Below are 15,885 nucleotides of genomic sequence, written 5' to 3'. Positions count from 1 at the left end.
ATTACAAAATGCGCACAGGCAAAGTAAAATTTTTTAATGAATCCAAAGGTTATGGATTTATTACAGACGATGAAACAGGAAAAGACATTTTCGTTCACGCTACTGGAGTTAAAGGTGGTTCGTTAAACGAAGGTGATAGCGTTTCATACGAAGAAGAAGAAGGAAGAAAAGGTAAAGTAGCAGCTCAAGTAGTAGCTATCGAAGACTAATATATATTATTTTTTGATTACCTGGCAAATTAAGCGTCCCAATTTTGGGACGCTTTTTTTATTCAATTAATTTGTTATTTAAAATGATTTTAAATAAACCCTTTTTTAGCTATAAATAACAAACGTTTAGGGATTGTTTCTTGCGTTTTAAATATTGCGATGTATATTTGTAACTATTTTAATTTCGAGCAAATTTTAAGGTTATGCAATCAAATCAACTTGATTATTTTCCAATTTTAATGCAAATGCTTTTAGCAGTTGGATTTGTAGTTGGAACCATTATTATCTCTGGATTTTTAGGACCAAAAAGAAGTTCAAAAAACAAGGATAAAAATTTCGAATGTGGTATTGAATCCGTTGGAAATGCCCGAATTCCTTTCTCCGTAAAATATTTCCTTGTCGCTATTTTGTTTGTGCTTTTTGATGTTGAGGTTATCTTTTTATATCCTTGGGCTGTAAATTTCAAAGATCTTGGTATTGAAGGAATGATTAAAATGATGATTTTTATGTCATTATTACTTATTGGTTTCTTTTATATTATCAAGAAGAAAGCTCTTGAATGGGAATAATTAATTTGTAAATTTAGATTTAAAACTTTTATAAGGTTTAATTCTTTAAAAAATAAAGTCAGTTATACTAACATTTGATATTTAACACCTAATATCTAAAATGGAAAATAAAACAAATATGGTTGCTCCACCAGAAGGAGTTTCGGGCGAAGGTTTTTTTGCAACTAAATTAAACGATGTGGTTGGGTTAGCGCGCGCTAATTCGCTTTGGCCATTACCGTTTGCAACATCTTGTTGCGGAATTGAATTTATGGCAACAATGGCTTCACACTACGATTTAGCACGTTTTGGTTCAGAAAGAGTAAGTTTTTCTCCTCGACAAGCTGATATGCTAATGGTTATGGGAACTATTTCAAAAAAAATGGCGCCAATTCTTCGTCAAGTTTACGAGCAAATGTCAGAACCACGTTGGGTTATTGCTGTTGGTGCTTGTGCCAGTTCAGGTGGTGTTTTTGATACGTATTCTGTGCTACAAGGAATTGATAAAGTAATTCCAGTAGATGTTTACGTTCCAGGTTGTCCGCCAAGACCAGAACAAATTGTAGATGGCGTAATGCAGCTACAAGAATTGGTTAAAAACGAATCAGTTCGAAGAAGAAATTCCCCAGAATATAAAGAATTATTAGCTTCCTATAATCTATAATCATGGCATTAGACACAGTTAATATACAAAACAAAATAACTGAAACGTTTGGAAATTCAACTTCCAATTTCAGAATGCAAAGAGATATTTTTTGTTTCGATGTAGATTCAGATAAAGCATATAATTTAGTTAAATTTCTAAAAGAAGATGCTGATTTAAACTTCCATTTTCTTACCGATTTAGCTGGAATACATTATCCAGATAACGAAAAATCACAACAATTTGCGGTTACTTATCAATTACACAATTGGATTGAAAACACTAGAATTCGTGTAAAAACCTTTTTAGATGGTGAAAATCCTGAATTAAAATCGATCGTAGATTTATTTCAATGTGCCAATTGGATGGAAAGAGAAGCTTGGGATTTTTATGGAATACAATTCGATGGACATCCGCAGTTGAAACGAATTCTCAATATGGACGAAATGGTTTCTCACCCAATGCGAAAAGAATTCCCAATGGAAGATAGCGGAAGAACCGACAAAGACGATAGATTCTTTGGAAGAACAAGTTAAAAGAAAAAATAATTATCCAATTGCGATGTAAACAATTGTTTATTCGTAATTCATAATTCGTAATAGAATATATGTCAGATTTATTGTTACCACCAGAGCATCGATATGCTAAAGTAATAGAAGAAAGACGCAACGAAGACGGAAGCGAACTTTCGGTATTAAATTTAGGACCAACACATCCAGCAACGCACGGAATTTTTCAAAATATCCTTTTAATGGATGGTGAACGAATTCTAGATGCCGAGCCAACGATTGGTTACATTCATCGTGCTTTTGAAAAAATTGCCGAAAATCGTCCTTTTTATCAAATCAATGTTTTGACTGACCGAATGAACTATTGTTCTTCGCCTATCAACAACATGGCTTGGTGGATGACTGTTGAAAAATTATTAAATATTGAAGTGCCAAAACGCGCTCAATACCTTAGAGTTATCGTAATGGAATTGGCTCGAATTGCTGACCATTTAATTTGTAACTCAATCCTTGGTGTTGATACTGGTGCGTATACTGGTTTCCTTTATGTATTTCAATTTAGAGAAAAAATCTACGAAATCTACGAAGAAATTTGTGGCGCTCGATTAACAACTAATATGGGAAGAATTGGCGGTTTCGAAAGAGATTGGTCGCCAGAAGCTTTCAAAAAATTAGAAACATTCCTTCATGATTTCCCAATTGCTTGGAAAGAATTTGAAAACCTTTTCGAAAGAAATAGAATTTTCATTGATAGAACGGTTGATGTAGGTCCAATTTCTGCCGAAAAAGCAATGCAATATGGATTTACAGGTCCAAATCTTCGTGCTGCCGGAATTGACTATGACGTTAGAAAAGCCACACCATATTCATCGTATGAAGATTTTGATTTTGATGTTCCAGTAGGAAAATCAGGTGATACTTATGATAGATTTTGCGTAAGAAATGCTGAAGTTTGGGAAAGTTTAAAAATCATTCGCCAAGCATTAGATAAACTTCCAGAAGGTGCATATCATGCTGATGTTCCCGATTATTATTTACCTCCAAAAGAAGATGTATATCATAATATGGAAAGTTTAATTTACCATTTCAAAATTGTGATGGGCGAAGTTCCAGTTCCAGTAGATGAAATTTATCATGCTGTTGAAGGTGGAAATGGCGAATTAGGTTTTTATTTAATATCCGATGGAAGTAGAACGCCCTATCGTTTAAAAATGAGAAGACCTTGCTACATTTATTATCAAGCTTATACAGAAATGATTAAAGGCGGAATGTTATCCGATGCCATCGTAATATTGTCAAGTTTAAATGTAATTGCAGGCGAATTAGACGCATAAATTCAATTAAAAATTAAAAATTTAATTCTAAAAAAAAAATAAATCTTTGTGAACTTTATGCTTTCGTAGTGCACTTTGTGGTTAAAAGAAATTAAAAATGGAAAGAACACATATAAAACAAGAGATAAACATAACCGAATCGTTGATGAATCGTATCAATGAATTGATTAGTCATTATCCTGAAGGCAAACAAAAATCGGCTTTATTACCTGTCTTGCACGAAGTTCAAGATGCTCACGACAATTGGTTGAGTATTGAATTGCAAAATAAAGTAGCCGAAATTCTTGGAATTCAGCGAATTGAAGTATATGAAGTAGTTACTTTCTATACGATGTTCAACCAACGTCCAATTGGAAAATACATGTTTGAATTCTGTCAAACTTCACCTTGTTGCCAAAACGGAGTGGAAGACTTGATGGACTATACATGTTCAAAGTTAGGCGTTAAAGTTGGTGAACCAACAGCCGATGGACTATTTGAAGTTCGCGGTGTAGAATGTCTTGGTGCATGTGGTTATGCGCCAATGATGCAATTGGGCGATTTCTACCAAGAACATCTAACCAAAGAGAAAATCGATCAGTTAATTACGGATTGCAAAGACGGAAAAATCACTTTACACGATAAATAGTATCATGGGAAGAAAAATATTATTAGAGAAAATCAACGTTCCAGGAATTAAAACTTATGAAGTATATCGTCGTGAAGGCGGATATGCATCAGTAGAAAAAGCCCTGAAAAAAATGACGCCAGATGAAGTAGTGGAAGAAGTAAAAACTTCTGGACTTCGTGGTCGTGGTGGCGCAGGATTTCCGGCCGGAATGAAATGGAGTTTTATCGATAAAAAATCGGGAAATCCAAGACATTTGGTTTGTAATGCTGACGAATCAGAACCTGGAACTTTCAAAGACAGATATTTAATGGAATACATTCCACATCTTTTAATAGAAGGAATGATTACATCGAGTTATGCTTTGGGTGCAAACCTTTCGTATATCTACATTCGTGGAGAATACATGTGGGTTTACAAAATTTTAGAAAGAGCCATCGCCGAAGCAAAAGCTGCTGGTTGGTTGGGTAAAAATATATTAGGTTCAGGCTACGATTTAGAGCTTTTTGTTCAAATTGGTGGCGGAGCTTACATCTGCGGAGAAGAAACTGCTTTAATTGAAAGTTTGGAAGGAAATCGAGGAAATCCTCGTTTGAAACCACCATTTCCAGCGGTAAAAGGACTTTGGCAAAATCCAACCGTAGTAAATAACGTAGAAACTATTTCGGCTGTGCCTTGGATTATCAATAATTCGGGTGCCGATTATGCAGGAATCGGAATTGGTCGTTCTACTGGAACCAAATTAATTTCAGCTTCTGGAAACATCAAAAATCAAGGTGTTTTCGAAATCGAATTAGGTGTTTCTGTTTACGAATTCATGAATTCTGATGAATATTGTGGCGGAATGCAAACCGATCGACCATTAAAAGCATTAGTTCCTGGAGGAAGTTCAGTGCCAATTTTACCAGCCAATTTAATTTACAAAACTGCCGCTGGTGAAGATAGATTGATGACTTACGAAAGTCTTTCTGATGGCGGATTTGCAACAGGTTCCATGTTAGGTTCAGGCGGATTTATCGTTTATGATGATAGAGCATGTATCGTCAGAAATACTTGGAATTTTTCACGTTTTTACCACCACGAAAGCTGCGGACAATGTACACCATGCCGAGAAGGAACAGGTTGGTTAGAAAAAGTATTATGGAGAATTGAAAACGGTCAAGGACGCGAGGAAGACATCGAATTGTTATGGAGTATTCAGTCCAAAATTGAAGGAAATACGATTTGTCCACTTGGTGACGCGGCTTCATGGCCAGTTGCTGCTGCAATTCGTCACTTCAGAGACGAGTTTGAATACCACATTCGTTTCCCAGAAAAAATAAAAAATAGAGATCATTTTGTTGCTGAACCATTCGAAAAAGTGAAGCATTTAGTAGCAAAGCAAGAAGTTTAAAATGAGATTGTTATTATTTTCATTATTGTTTTCTTCATTTGTTCATTCGCAAAAGTTTGATGGATATGTTGTGACTAATGCAAATGACACAATAAGATGTAAATTTTTTGTTAGGATTAATTCGATTAACGAAAATTCAATCTATCCTTCTTCTGTTTGTAAAAAGGTAAAAATTTTAACAGGAAAAGGAGAGGAAATAACATATAAACCATTAGAAATAAAATCGTTTTATTTTATTGGTCCAGAATGTGATTTTAAATTTGTTAGCTTGAAAGAGGACAAAAAACAATTCTATCATGAAGTAACTCTAGGGAAAATAAATTTATACAAAATTTATTTTTCATCAACTGGGATGGAATTTTCAAATGGAGTCATATTAAGCAATGGCAAACTTCATACAATTGCTGGTTTTGGCCTAAGAAAAAAATTTGGGGAATTTATTAAAGATTATCCTGAGTTATATAATAAATGGATGAATACTGATGAATATAAGTTAAATCAATTTACTGAATTGGTTTTTTTATACAATGATCATTTTAAAAATAAATTGTAGAATTCAAAAAATAAAGAAAAACAACTTTCTAAAATAACATAGATGAAAGTAACCATAGACGGTCAAGAAATAGAAGTAGAAGCAGGAACAACAATCCTACAAGCTGCTCGTATGATTGGTGGAGAATCAGTTCCGCCAGCCATGTGTTATTATTCTAAACTAAAAGGAACAGGCGGAAAATGCCGTTGCTGTTTAGTTGACGTTACAAAAGGTAGCGAAGCCGATCCAAGACCAATGCCAAAATTAGTAGCATCTTGTGTTACTGGTTGTCAAGACGGAATGGAAGTAGCCAGCAAATCTTCTGAAAGAGTAACCGAAGCTAGAAAAGCAGTAACCGAATTCCTTTTGATTAATCATCCATTAGATTGCCCAGTTTGTGATCAAGCAGGAGAATGTGATTTGCAGAATTTATCATTCGAACACGGAAAATCAGAAACTCGTTTCATCGAAGAAAAAAGAACTTTTGAGCCTGAAGATATTGGTCCATACATTCAACTTCACATGAACCGTTGCATCGTGTGTCAACGTTGTGTAGAAGTTGCCGATCAATTAACTGATGGAAGAGTTCACGGAGTTTTAAACCGTGGAGATCATTCACAAATTTCAACATGTGTTTCTGCAGCAATTGACAATGAATTTTCAGGAAACATGATTGACGTTTGTCCAGTTGGTGCGTTAACCGACAAAACATTCCGTTTCAAATCGAGAGTTTGGTTCAACAAACCATTCAATGCACATAGAGAATGTACAACGCCTGGATGTTGTGGAAAAACAACACTTTGGATGTTTGGAAACGAAATTCAAAGAGTTACAGCTAGAAAAGATGAATACCACGAAGTGGAAGATTTCATTTGTAACACTTGTCGTTTTGACAAAAAAGAAGTATCGGATTGGGTTATTGAAGGTCCAAGAAAATTCGAGAAAGACTCTGTAATCAATCAAAACAATTATACTCGTAAAATGGATAAAGTGGTGATTGAAACCGAGAAAGGAATTCTTGAAGGTAGAGAAATCGACAGAAAAAAAATTAGTATGGCTCAAATTCCATTAGATAACAATAAAAAAGCGTAAGAAATGGATAGTGCATTTATTATAGAAAAAAGTGTTTTTATTGTTGCAATTTTTGCGATAACCATGGTTATGGCGATGTATTCTACTTGGGCTGAGCGTAAAGTTGCTGCTTTTCTTCAAGATAGAGTTGGACCAAACCGTGCGGGTTGGGGCGGATTATTACAACCGTTAGCCGATGGTATGAAATTATTTGCCAAAGAAGAATTTTTCCCAAATACACCAAACCGTTTCCTGTTTATTGTTGGTCCAGCAATTGCTATGAGTACTGCATTGATGACCAGTGCCGTAATGCCTTGGGGTGATAAATTGGAAATTTTTGGTCGAACAGTAATTTTACAAGCAACCGACATTGATGTTGCGTTATTATATGTATTCGGGATTATTTCGGTTGGAGTTTACGGAATTATGATTGGTGGTTGGGCTTCAAATAACAAATTCTCATTAATGAGTTCGGTTCGTGCCGCTTCTCAAATGGTTTCTTATGAAATCGCCATGGGATTATCCATCATCGCTTTGTTAATGATGACAGGAACATTGAGTTTGAAAGAAATCGCTGCGCAACAAGCTGGAATGAATTGGAATGTATTCTATCAACCTGTTGGATTCTTGATTTTCTTGATTTGTGCTTTCGCCGAAACCAACAGAACACCTTTTGACTTAGCCGAATGTGAATCGGAGTTGATTGGTGGTTATCATACGGAATATTCTTCCATGAAAATGGGATTCTATTTGTTTGCTGAATACGCTAATATGTTTATTTCATCAGCGATTTTAGCTGTGTTGTATTTTGGTGCTTACAATTATCCTGGAATGCAATGGATGGTTGATAACGTTGGTGTAAATGCAGCAAACATTCTTGGAATTGTAGTATTGTTTATAAAAATATGTTTCTTCATCTTCTTCTACATGTGGGTAAGATGGACAATTCCACGTTTTAGATACGATCAATTAATGCATTTGGGTTGGAAAATTTTAATTCCATTAGCCATTGTAAATATTATGGTAACTGGAATTTGTATTCTAGTTTTTAAATAAAAAAGTATGTCAACAGCTATTCAAAATATATCATTATCAGGCAAGAAAAAGCAAGTTTCCAATAAGGAAATGACGTTTCTTGAAAGAATGTATCTTGTTGCTATCGTAAAAGGTTTGTGGATTACCATCAAACACTTTTTTAGAAAAAAAGCAACGATTCATTATCCAGAGCAAGTTAGAGAATTTAGTCCTGTATATCGTGGAAGACATATGTTGAAACGCGATGAGCAAGGAAGAGAAAACTGTACCGCTTGTGGTTTGTGCGCACTTTCTTGTCCTGCAGAAGCCATCACAATGAAAGCCGAAGAACGCAAAAAAGGCGAAGAACATTTGTATCGTGAAGAGAAATATGCTTCAATTTATGAAATCAATATGCTTCGTTGTATTTTCTGTGGATTATGTGAAGAAGCTTGTCCAAAAGATGCTATTTACTTAACACTTTCAAAAGAGTTAGTTCCGGCACAATATGACAGAGAAGATTTCATTTTTGGAAAAGATAAATTAGTAATGCCACTTGAAATGGCTTTGAAAAATACCCAACTAAAAAACGCTAACTAATGTCACCAGTTTTAATTACATTTTATTTTTTAGCTGCCTTTACTTTGGCAACAGCGTTTTTAACTATTTATAGTAAAAACCCAATCCACAGCGCTATTTATTTGGTGTTGTGTATGGTTTCAATTATGGGACATTATTTGTTGTTAAACGCACAATTTGTTGCCATTGTTCAGCTTATCGTTTATGCTGGAGCTATTATGGTATTGATGCTTTTTACGATAATGTTAATGAATCTCAACAAAGAAGACGAAGTACACAAACCGAGAATTACACGTCTTGGCGCAATCGTAGTTTTCATCCTGATGAGTATCGTTTTGATTACGATTTTCATCAATTCAAAAACGATAATGGGCGAATATGACAGTTCAGGAGAAGATTTTCAATCGATAAAAGTATTAGGAAAAGTATTGTTGAACGAATATATGGTTCCATTTGAATTTGCCTCTATTTTATTATTAGTGGCAATGATTGGAACGGTATTATTGACTAAAAAAGAAAAAGACCAGAAATAATGATAGAGAATATTTTAAATATTATTGGTATCGAAAACTACATTTTCCTAACCGTATTGCTTTTTTGTATTGGGGTTTTTGGAGTATTGTATCGTAGAAATGCCATTATAGTTTTTATGTCCATCGAGATTATGTTGAATGCGGTTAACTTACTATTTGTAGCATTTTCAACCTATCATCAAGATGCCGAAGGACAAGTTTTTGTGTTTTTCTCGATGGCAGTTGCCGCAGCAGAAGTAGCCGTTGGTTTAGCCATATTAGTTTCGGTTTTTAGAAACCTTGGCTCGATAGATATTGACAATTTAAAGAATTTAAAAGGATAATTGAAAATGGATACAAACTTGGCTTTATTATTACTATTATCTCCATTTGTTGGATTTCTTTTCAATATTTTCTTTGGAAAAAAAGTAAGCAAAGGAATTTCTGGCGCAATCGGAACTTTGACAGTTGTAGTCTCATTTTTATTAAGTATTTGCTTTTTTGCACAATTAAATCAAAACGGGAAACCATTTGAAATTTCGCTTTTCGATTGGATACAAGTAAGTAATTTCAAATTGGATTTTGGAATTTTACTAGATCAATTATCATTACTTTGGTTATTATTCGTTACAGGAATTGGTTCGCTAATTCACTTGTATTCGATTAGTTATATGCACGATGATGAAAATATGCATAAGTTTTTTGCTTATTTGAATTTGTTCGTGTTTTTCATGATAACATTAGTTGTTGGAAACAATTTATTAGTAATGTTCATCGGTTGGGAAGGCGTTGGATTATGTTCGTATTTACTAATCGGATTTTGGTATAAAAACCAACCATACAATGATGCGGCAAAGAAAGCTTTCATCATGAACCGAATAGGAGATTTAGGTTTCTTGATTGGAATGTTCATTATTGCTGCATTATTTTCAACATTAAATTACGCTGAAATTAAATCTGCTGTTACTGCTGGCGATGCAAACTCTGCTTTACTTGGTTTAGCTGCATTATGTTTATTCATTGGAGCTTGTGGAAAATCAGCACAATTACCTTTATATACTTGGTTACCTGATGCGATGGCTGGACCAACTCCGGTTTCTGCATTAATTCACGCAGCAACGATGGTTACGGCAGGTATTTTTATGGTAACCAGAATGAATTTCTTATTCGATTTAACACCAGATGTTCAAAATATCATCGCTATTGTTGGAGCAATTACGGCTTTGGTTGCGGCTTCTATCGGATTATTGCAAAATGACATCAAAAAAGTATTGGCTTATTCAACCGTTTCACAATTAGGTTTAATGTTCCTAGCTTTAGGATTAGGTGCTTACACGGTTGCTGTTTTCCACGTAATTACGCATGCGTTTTTCAAAGCGTGTTTGTTCTTAGGTTCGGGTTCAGTAATTCACGGATTGCACGGCGAACAAGACATGAGAAAAATGGGCGGTTTGCGCAAAGCAATGCCAATCACGTTTTGGACGATGATGATTTCAACGTTGGCTATCGCAGGTATTTTCCCTTTTGCAGGTTTCTGGTCAAAAGACGAAATCTTGATGGTTGCTTTTGGACATAATAAAGCATTATGGATTGTGGCTTCTATTGCATCAATTATGACAGCATTCTATATGTTCCGATTGATGTATTTGACTTTCTTCCGTGAATTCAGAGGAACAGAAGAGCAAAAACACCATTTACACGAAAGTCCAAAATTAATCACTATTCCATTGGTAATCTTAGCGGTTTTAGCTGTTATTGGTGGCGCAATTAATTTACCGGGAAGTATGTGGTTAAACCATTTCTTAGAACCTGTTTTAGCGGCAAAACACGAAGCACATCATTTAGGAACGCAAGAATTTATCTTGATGGGAATTGCGTTGGTTGGTGCAATTGTTGGAATTATTTGGGCAAATGCTAAATATATTAAACAAGGTTTTGTGCCAAAAGAAGATGCCGAAATCGTTGGTTTTTCAAAAACGATTTACAATAAATATTATGTGGATGAATTTTACACATTCTTAATTGTAAAACCATTAAATGGATTGTCAAACTTTTTCAGAACTACGCTTGAACCTGCATTAGGGAAAGTAGTTTATGGTTTTGGAACAGTGGCAAACGGAATTGGATCTCAAGGTAAAAAATTACAAAATGGTAATATCGGTTTGTACTTATTTGTATTTGTACTAGGTATTTGTGCCATCATAACTTATTTATTCATAGCTCAATAATTTTCATATAATGGATGTAACTACATTATTAATACTACTTTTAATTGGAGCCGTTGCAACACTTGTTTCGGGTGATAAACTAGCTTCAAAAGTAGCTTTACTATTCAGTTTAGTCGCTTTCGGATTATCAATTAATTTACTTTTACAATTCAATCAAGGAACCGACATTGGTTTTGTTTCCAATTGGATTGCTAATCCAAAAGTTGCTTTGGCACTAAAAGCCGACGGTTTATCTATGGCAATGGTTTTATTGACTACAGCTTTAACACCGTTAATTATACTATCATCGTTTGGAAATAGTTTTAATAACAGCAAAAATTTCTATGCTTTGGTATTGTTCATGGCATTTGCTATGGTTGGAACTTTCCTTGCTGCCGATGGTTTGTTATACTACATTTTCTGGGAATTGGCATTAATTCCAATCTATTTCATTGCCTTAATTTGGGGTAATGGCGACGTTGACGAACGTAAAAAAGCAGTAGTGAAATTTTTCATTTACACTTTAGCAGGTTCGTTATTCATGTTGGTTGGATTTGCTTATTTATATTCAAAAGCAGGAAGTTTCCTTTTGGAAGATTTATACAAATTAGAACTTTCACATTGCGAACAGTTTTGGATTTTCTTTGCTTTCTTCTTGGCATATGCTATCAAAATTCCAATTATTCCTTTCCATACTTGGCAGGCAAAAGTGTATCAAAAAGCACCAACAGTTGGAACGATGTTACTTTCGGGTATTATGTTAAAAATGGGATTGTTCAGTGTTATCCGTTGGCAATTACCAATCGCTCCAGATGCCGCAAAAGAATACATGCCAATCTTAATCGGATTGAGTATTGCAGGAGTAATTTATGGTTCAATTGTTGCGCTTCGTCAAAAAGATTTGAAAAAATTATTGGCTTATTCTTCTTTGGCACACGTTGGTTTAATCGCTGCAGGTTGTTACACTTTGACAGTTGACGGATTAAATGGAGCAGTTTATCAAATGATTGCTCACGGTTTTGTAATCGTTGGGCTATTCTTTGCTGCCGAAGTAATTTTTAGAAGATTTGAAACCAGAAAAATTGATGAACTTGGTGGAATTCGTTCACAAGCTTCAGGATTTACTTCTATGTTTATGATATTGGTTTTAGCATCGGTTGCTTTGCCTGGAACATACAACTTTGTAGGAGAATTTACCGTTTTATATAGTCTAAGTCAAGTGAATATTTGGTTTGCAGTAATCGGTGGAACGACCATTATTCTTGGAGCTTACTATATGTTGAAAATGTTCCAAAACGTAATGCTTGGCGAAACCAATACCAAAGTTTTTAAAGATGTAAACGTTAGTGAAGCAATTGTTTTTGTAGCAATTATTGGTTTCCTTTTGTTCTTCGGATTGTATCCAAAACCAATCAACGATTTAGTAAATCCAGCGATTAAAGAAATTTTAGCAGTAATAAATAGATAATAAAATGCAAGTATTAATAACAATAGTATCATTAGGAGTTTTTTGTCTGTTGGCAGAGATTTTCAATTTAAGAAAACTACTGGTTCCAGTTACTGTAATTGGTTTACTTGGCGTTTTAGGAATTTCGTTAAACCTTTGGTCAATTGATAGTTCGATTGACACTAATTATTTAAACATGATGGCAACAACTAAGTTTTCATCAGCGTTTTCATCACTTTTTATTGTGTTAACGATTTTCATCTTGTTGATGAGTGACGATTTTTATAAAGACATCCCAACTAAATTTTCTGATTTTATTGCCATAAAAATATTTCTTTTGGCTGGAGCAGTTGCAATGGTTTCGTTTACCAATTTGGCGATGTTCTTTTTAGGGATTGAAGTTCTTTCTATTTCATTATACATTTTGGCGGCAAGCCGACGATTAGATATTAAAAGCAACGAAGCTGGAATGAAGTATTTCTTAATGGGATCATTTGCTTCGGGAATTATTCTATTCGGAATTTGCTTGGTTTATGGCGCAACAGGATATTTCAATTTAGAAGAAATTTACGCTTTATCCGAAGGTGTTGGAATGCCAGTTTGGTTTCCAATTGGTGTTACACTAATCGTCATTGGAATGTTATTCAAAATAGCTGCTGCACCATTTCATTTTTGGGCACCAGATGTTTACGAAGGTTCGCCAGCATTGACAACAGCTGTCATGAGTACTTTGGCAAAAGTAGTAGCCATGGCAACCTTGTATAAGTTATTAAGCGGAATGACCGTTGCGCTTGGATATAAAGTAGAATTGTTGATTGTAATTATTTCGATACTTTCCATGACCATTGGAAATATTATGGCATTACGTCAAAAGAATGTCAAAAGAATGTTGGCTTTTTCGGGTATTTCTCATGCTGGATTTATGCTGATGTCATTGTTAACTTTATCAACGGCAGCTTCAACACTTTTATATTATACAGCCGCTTATGCCTTAGCAGGAATTGCAGCATTTGCTGTAATCATAATGGTTACAAAAAACAAAGAGAACGAGAATATTGAAAACTTCAACGGTATAGGAAAAACCAATCCATTGATGGCTGCAATTTTAACTGCTTCGTTATTATCGATGGCAGGAATTCCTATTTTCTCTGGATTTTTTGCTAAATTCATGTTGTTTAGTGATACCGTTAAAGCTGGGTTTTTAATCGTTGTTATTGCAGGAGTTATCAACTCAATTATTAGTGTTGGTTACTACTTCAAATTGATTTTAGCAATGTATACTAAAGAATCAAATGAAGAGAAAGTAGCAATTCCTTTTGCTTATACAATTGTAGCAATTGTTGCTATAGTTTTAAATATTGTTATTGGAATTTATCCTTCTTTGTTGACCGATTTGCTACAATAAGAATTAATTCATTTTTTACTATACAGCCATCAGGAATTTCTTGATGGCTTTTTCTTTTAAATTGTATAGTCCAACGATAGAGTTTGCTATTAAAACAGCTAATTTGGTAGTTTAGACAAATTAAAACCATAAAAAAACGCAACAAAGTAACTTAACATTACTACATCATAGTTTCAAAAAGGCAAGTAAAATCAAGCCAAGTAAAATCAAATTTGATTAATCAGTATGTTTTTACAGATAAAATAAATAATGTATAGTTTTTATAACATAAAAGTAAATTTTGTATAAAAAAACATAGTCTATTTTTATAATCTATAAACTTTATACTTTATGAAAATGAGACTAAGACATCCATTTGAGAAGGCATTTCTATTTATATTGCTGTTCCTTACAACAGTTTTTAATTCAAATGCACAAAACATATTGACCAACGGCGATTTTGAAACCGGCGGAAGAGGTGTTGGCTTTTTGGTACATGATTATATTTTAATTAATCCCTTAACCGGAGTTAGTTCGCCAGGAACTTATGCAAGAACAACTAATCCAACATTGATGAATTCTACCTATATTACAGGTGGAGATCATACAACTGGTTCTGGAAATATGCTTGTCATTGATGGTTCAATATTAACTAGCCGTTTTTTCTGGACAACAGGAAATACTGGTGGAGCAATTGGCGGATTTACACCAGGTTCAACGTATACATTTTCGTATTGGATAAAATCAGTTTCCAATGCTGTAACTTCAGATGAAACGACAAGAGCGAATATTGGTGTATTTTTTGTCAATGCCAATAATGTAAATCCTACTACACCTAATACTTTAGCGCCATTACCTTCGGAAGGATGGCAAAAAGTAAGTTATTCATTTGTGGTTGCTGCCGATAACGTTATGGTTCGTTTAAGAACAATGAATTCTGGAATGGTAGGAAGCGATTTTGCAGTGGATGATTTTTCTATTACCGAAGGTGGACTTCCACTTTCAGGTTCATTTGCAACGATAAACCCAACATGTCCAAATGCTACAGATGGTTCGATTACTGTTACATTATCTGGAGGAACTTTTCCTTATGGAACATATAATTTGACTGGAATAACAACTCAATCAAATACGACAGGAATTTTAACGGATTAGGTGCAGGAACTTACAATATATCTGTTTTTGATACAAATAATGAAGAATACACGGCTTCAAATATTGTGTTAACTGTTCCAAATGATTTACAAGTAAGCAGTCCAACTACAATTTGTGAAGGAGAAACAACAACGTTAACAGTTTCCGGAGGTGATGGAAGTTATACATGGACAGCTAATCCTGCGGATAGTTCGATTACCAATCCAAATGAAACTACTCAAAACGTTAGTCCATCAGTAACAACCACTTATACAGTTACATCTGGAGCAATTTCTTCGCCAGACAACTTGGTTATCAATGGTGATTTTTCTCAAGGTGATACAGGATTTATTACTGGATATACATTCGTAGCTGATCCAAATCCTTTTGGTGTTCAATCATCTTATTCTATTGTAACCAATCCAAATGCATGGTTTACGGCATTCGCAGCTTGTGGAGATCATACAACAGGAAACGGAAACATGGTCGCCAGCGTTTAATAATACAGCAAATGGAACGTATACCTTTACACCAGCAGCAGGAAGTCACACTAGAGATAGACGTCGTCATGCTGATGCCATCAGAATGGTTTTTGATAAAAATTTATTTAGATAATAACACACTTATAAAATTATAAAGGTTGATTTTAGAAATGAAAGTGCCTTCACCAGGCGAATCGATAAAAGAAGTAGAAATCGCAACATGGTTAGTAAAAGATGGCGATTATGTAGAAAAAGATCAAGCCATTGCCGAAGTTGATTC

At 34.5% G+C, this 15,885-nt stretch carries 20 protein-coding genes; all 20 read left to right on the top strand.

Annotated elements, in window-relative coordinates:
- The first annotated feature begins 8 nt into the window (after nt 1–8).
- Nucleotides 9–209, top strand: a complete 201-nt coding sequence (locus G6042_RS01870; protein WP_169522563.1) for a cold-shock protein — start codon at nt 9–11, stop codon at nt 207–209.
- Between the two features lie 203 nt (nt 210–412).
- Nucleotides 413–778, top strand: a complete 366-nt coding sequence (locus G6042_RS01865; protein ID WP_169522562.1) for an NADH-quinone oxidoreductase subunit A — start codon at nt 413–415, stop codon at nt 776–778.
- A gap of 100 nt (nt 779–878) precedes the next feature.
- Nucleotides 879–1,421: an NADH-quinone oxidoreductase subunit B gene (locus tag G6042_RS01860; RefSeq protein ID WP_169522561.1), complete on the top strand. Its 543-nt coding sequence runs from the start codon at nt 879–881 to the stop codon at nt 1,419–1,421.
- 2 nt (nt 1,422–1,423) lie between these two features.
- Entirely contained in the window at nt 1,424–1,936 is a 513-nt protein-coding gene (locus tag G6042_RS01855; protein WP_169522560.1) for an NADH-quinone oxidoreductase subunit C, read from the top strand.
- A 71-nt stretch (nt 1,937–2,007) separates the two neighbouring features.
- Nucleotides 2,008–3,243: an NADH dehydrogenase (quinone) subunit D gene (nuoD, locus tag G6042_RS01850; protein ID WP_169522559.1), complete on the top strand. Its 1,236-nt coding sequence runs from the start codon at nt 2,008–2,010 to the stop codon at nt 3,241–3,243.
- Nucleotides 3,244–3,340: 97 nt separating this feature from the next.
- The gene (locus G6042_RS01845; protein WP_169522558.1) at nt 3,341–3,871 is read left to right on the top strand and encodes a complex I 24 kDa subunit family protein; all 531 of its coding nucleotides are present in this window, start codon (nt 3,341–3,343) and stop codon (nt 3,869–3,871) included.
- A gap of 4 nt (nt 3,872–3,875) precedes the next feature.
- Nucleotides 3,876–5,243 carry an NADH-quinone oxidoreductase subunit NuoF gene (nuoF, locus tag G6042_RS01840; protein ID WP_169522557.1) on the top strand — a complete coding sequence of 456 codons (1,368 nt, stop codon included), beginning with the start codon at nt 3,876–3,878 and terminating at the stop codon, nt 5,241–5,243.
- A 1-nt stretch (nt 5,244) separates the two neighbouring features.
- Nucleotides 5,245–5,796 (top strand): hypothetical protein, encoded by a 552-nt coding sequence (locus tag G6042_RS01835; protein WP_169522556.1) that lies wholly within the window; start codon nt 5,245–5,247, stop codon nt 5,794–5,796.
- Nucleotides 5,797–5,838: 42 nt separating this feature from the next.
- Nucleotides 5,839–6,867: a 2Fe-2S iron-sulfur cluster-binding protein gene (locus G6042_RS01830; RefSeq protein ID WP_169522555.1), complete on the top strand. Its 1,029-nt coding sequence runs from the start codon at nt 5,839–5,841 to the stop codon at nt 6,865–6,867.
- Between the two features lie 3 nt (nt 6,868–6,870).
- Nucleotides 6,871–7,902 carry an NADH-quinone oxidoreductase subunit NuoH gene (gene nuoH, locus G6042_RS01825; RefSeq protein WP_169522554.1) on the top strand — a complete coding sequence of 344 codons (1,032 nt, stop codon included), beginning with the start codon at nt 6,871–6,873 and terminating at the stop codon, nt 7,900–7,902.
- A gap of 6 nt (nt 7,903–7,908) precedes the next feature.
- On the top strand, nt 7,909–8,460 hold the full coding sequence (locus G6042_RS01820) for a NuoI/complex I 23 kDa subunit family protein (protein WP_169522553.1): 552 nt from the start codon (nt 7,909–7,911) through the stop codon (nt 8,458–8,460).
- Nucleotides 8,460–8,972, top strand: a complete 513-nt coding sequence (locus tag G6042_RS01815) for an NADH-quinone oxidoreductase subunit J family protein (RefSeq protein WP_169522552.1) — start codon at nt 8,460–8,462, stop codon at nt 8,970–8,972. Before G6042_RS01820 ends, G6042_RS01815 begins: the two co-directional genes overlap by 1 nt.
- A gap of 2 nt (nt 8,973–8,974) precedes the next feature.
- Nucleotides 8,975–9,295 (top strand): NADH-quinone oxidoreductase subunit NuoK, encoded by a 321-nt coding sequence (gene nuoK, locus G6042_RS01810; protein ID WP_133533401.1) that lies wholly within the window; start codon nt 8,975–8,977, stop codon nt 9,293–9,295.
- Between the two features lie 6 nt (nt 9,296–9,301).
- Entirely contained in the window at nt 9,302–11,179 is a 1,878-nt protein-coding gene (gene nuoL / locus G6042_RS01805) for an NADH-quinone oxidoreductase subunit L (RefSeq protein ID WP_169522551.1), read from the top strand.
- A 10-nt stretch (nt 11,180–11,189) separates the two neighbouring features.
- Nucleotides 11,190–12,626: a complex I subunit 4 family protein gene (locus G6042_RS01800; RefSeq protein WP_169522550.1), complete on the top strand. Its 1,437-nt coding sequence runs from the start codon at nt 11,190–11,192 to the stop codon at nt 12,624–12,626.
- 4 nt (nt 12,627–12,630) lie between these two features.
- Entirely contained in the window at nt 12,631–14,010 is a 1,380-nt protein-coding gene (locus G6042_RS01795; protein ID WP_169522549.1) for an NADH-quinone oxidoreductase subunit N, read from the top strand.
- A gap of 330 nt (nt 14,011–14,340) precedes the next feature.
- Nucleotides 14,341–15,144: a hypothetical protein gene (locus G6042_RS01790; RefSeq protein ID WP_169522548.1), complete on the top strand. Its 804-nt coding sequence runs from the start codon at nt 14,341–14,343 to the stop codon at nt 15,142–15,144.
- Between the two features lie 65 nt (nt 15,145–15,209).
- Nucleotides 15,210–15,623, top strand: a complete 414-nt coding sequence (locus G6042_RS01785; RefSeq protein WP_169522547.1) for a hypothetical protein — start codon at nt 15,210–15,212, stop codon at nt 15,621–15,623.
- Nucleotides 15,577–15,738 (top strand): hypothetical protein, encoded by a 162-nt coding sequence (locus G6042_RS01780; RefSeq protein WP_169522546.1) that lies wholly within the window; start codon nt 15,577–15,579, stop codon nt 15,736–15,738. The genes G6042_RS01785 and G6042_RS01780 overlap by 47 nt, the downstream gene beginning before the upstream one ends.
- A gap of 25 nt (nt 15,739–15,763) precedes the next feature.
- Nucleotides 15,764–15,885 (top strand): biotin/lipoyl-containing protein (locus G6042_RS01775; RefSeq protein ID WP_169522545.1); only part of this gene is annotated, 122 nt, incomplete at its 3' end.

The sequence above is a fragment of the Flavobacterium solisilvae genome, from assembly GCF_012911605.1.
GTDB classification, from domain to species: domain Bacteria; phylum Bacteroidota; class Bacteroidia; order Flavobacteriales; family Flavobacteriaceae; genus Flavobacterium; species Flavobacterium solisilvae.
Note: the sequence above shows the minus strand (reverse complement) of the source record. Positions and strands in the feature narration are given on the sequence as shown.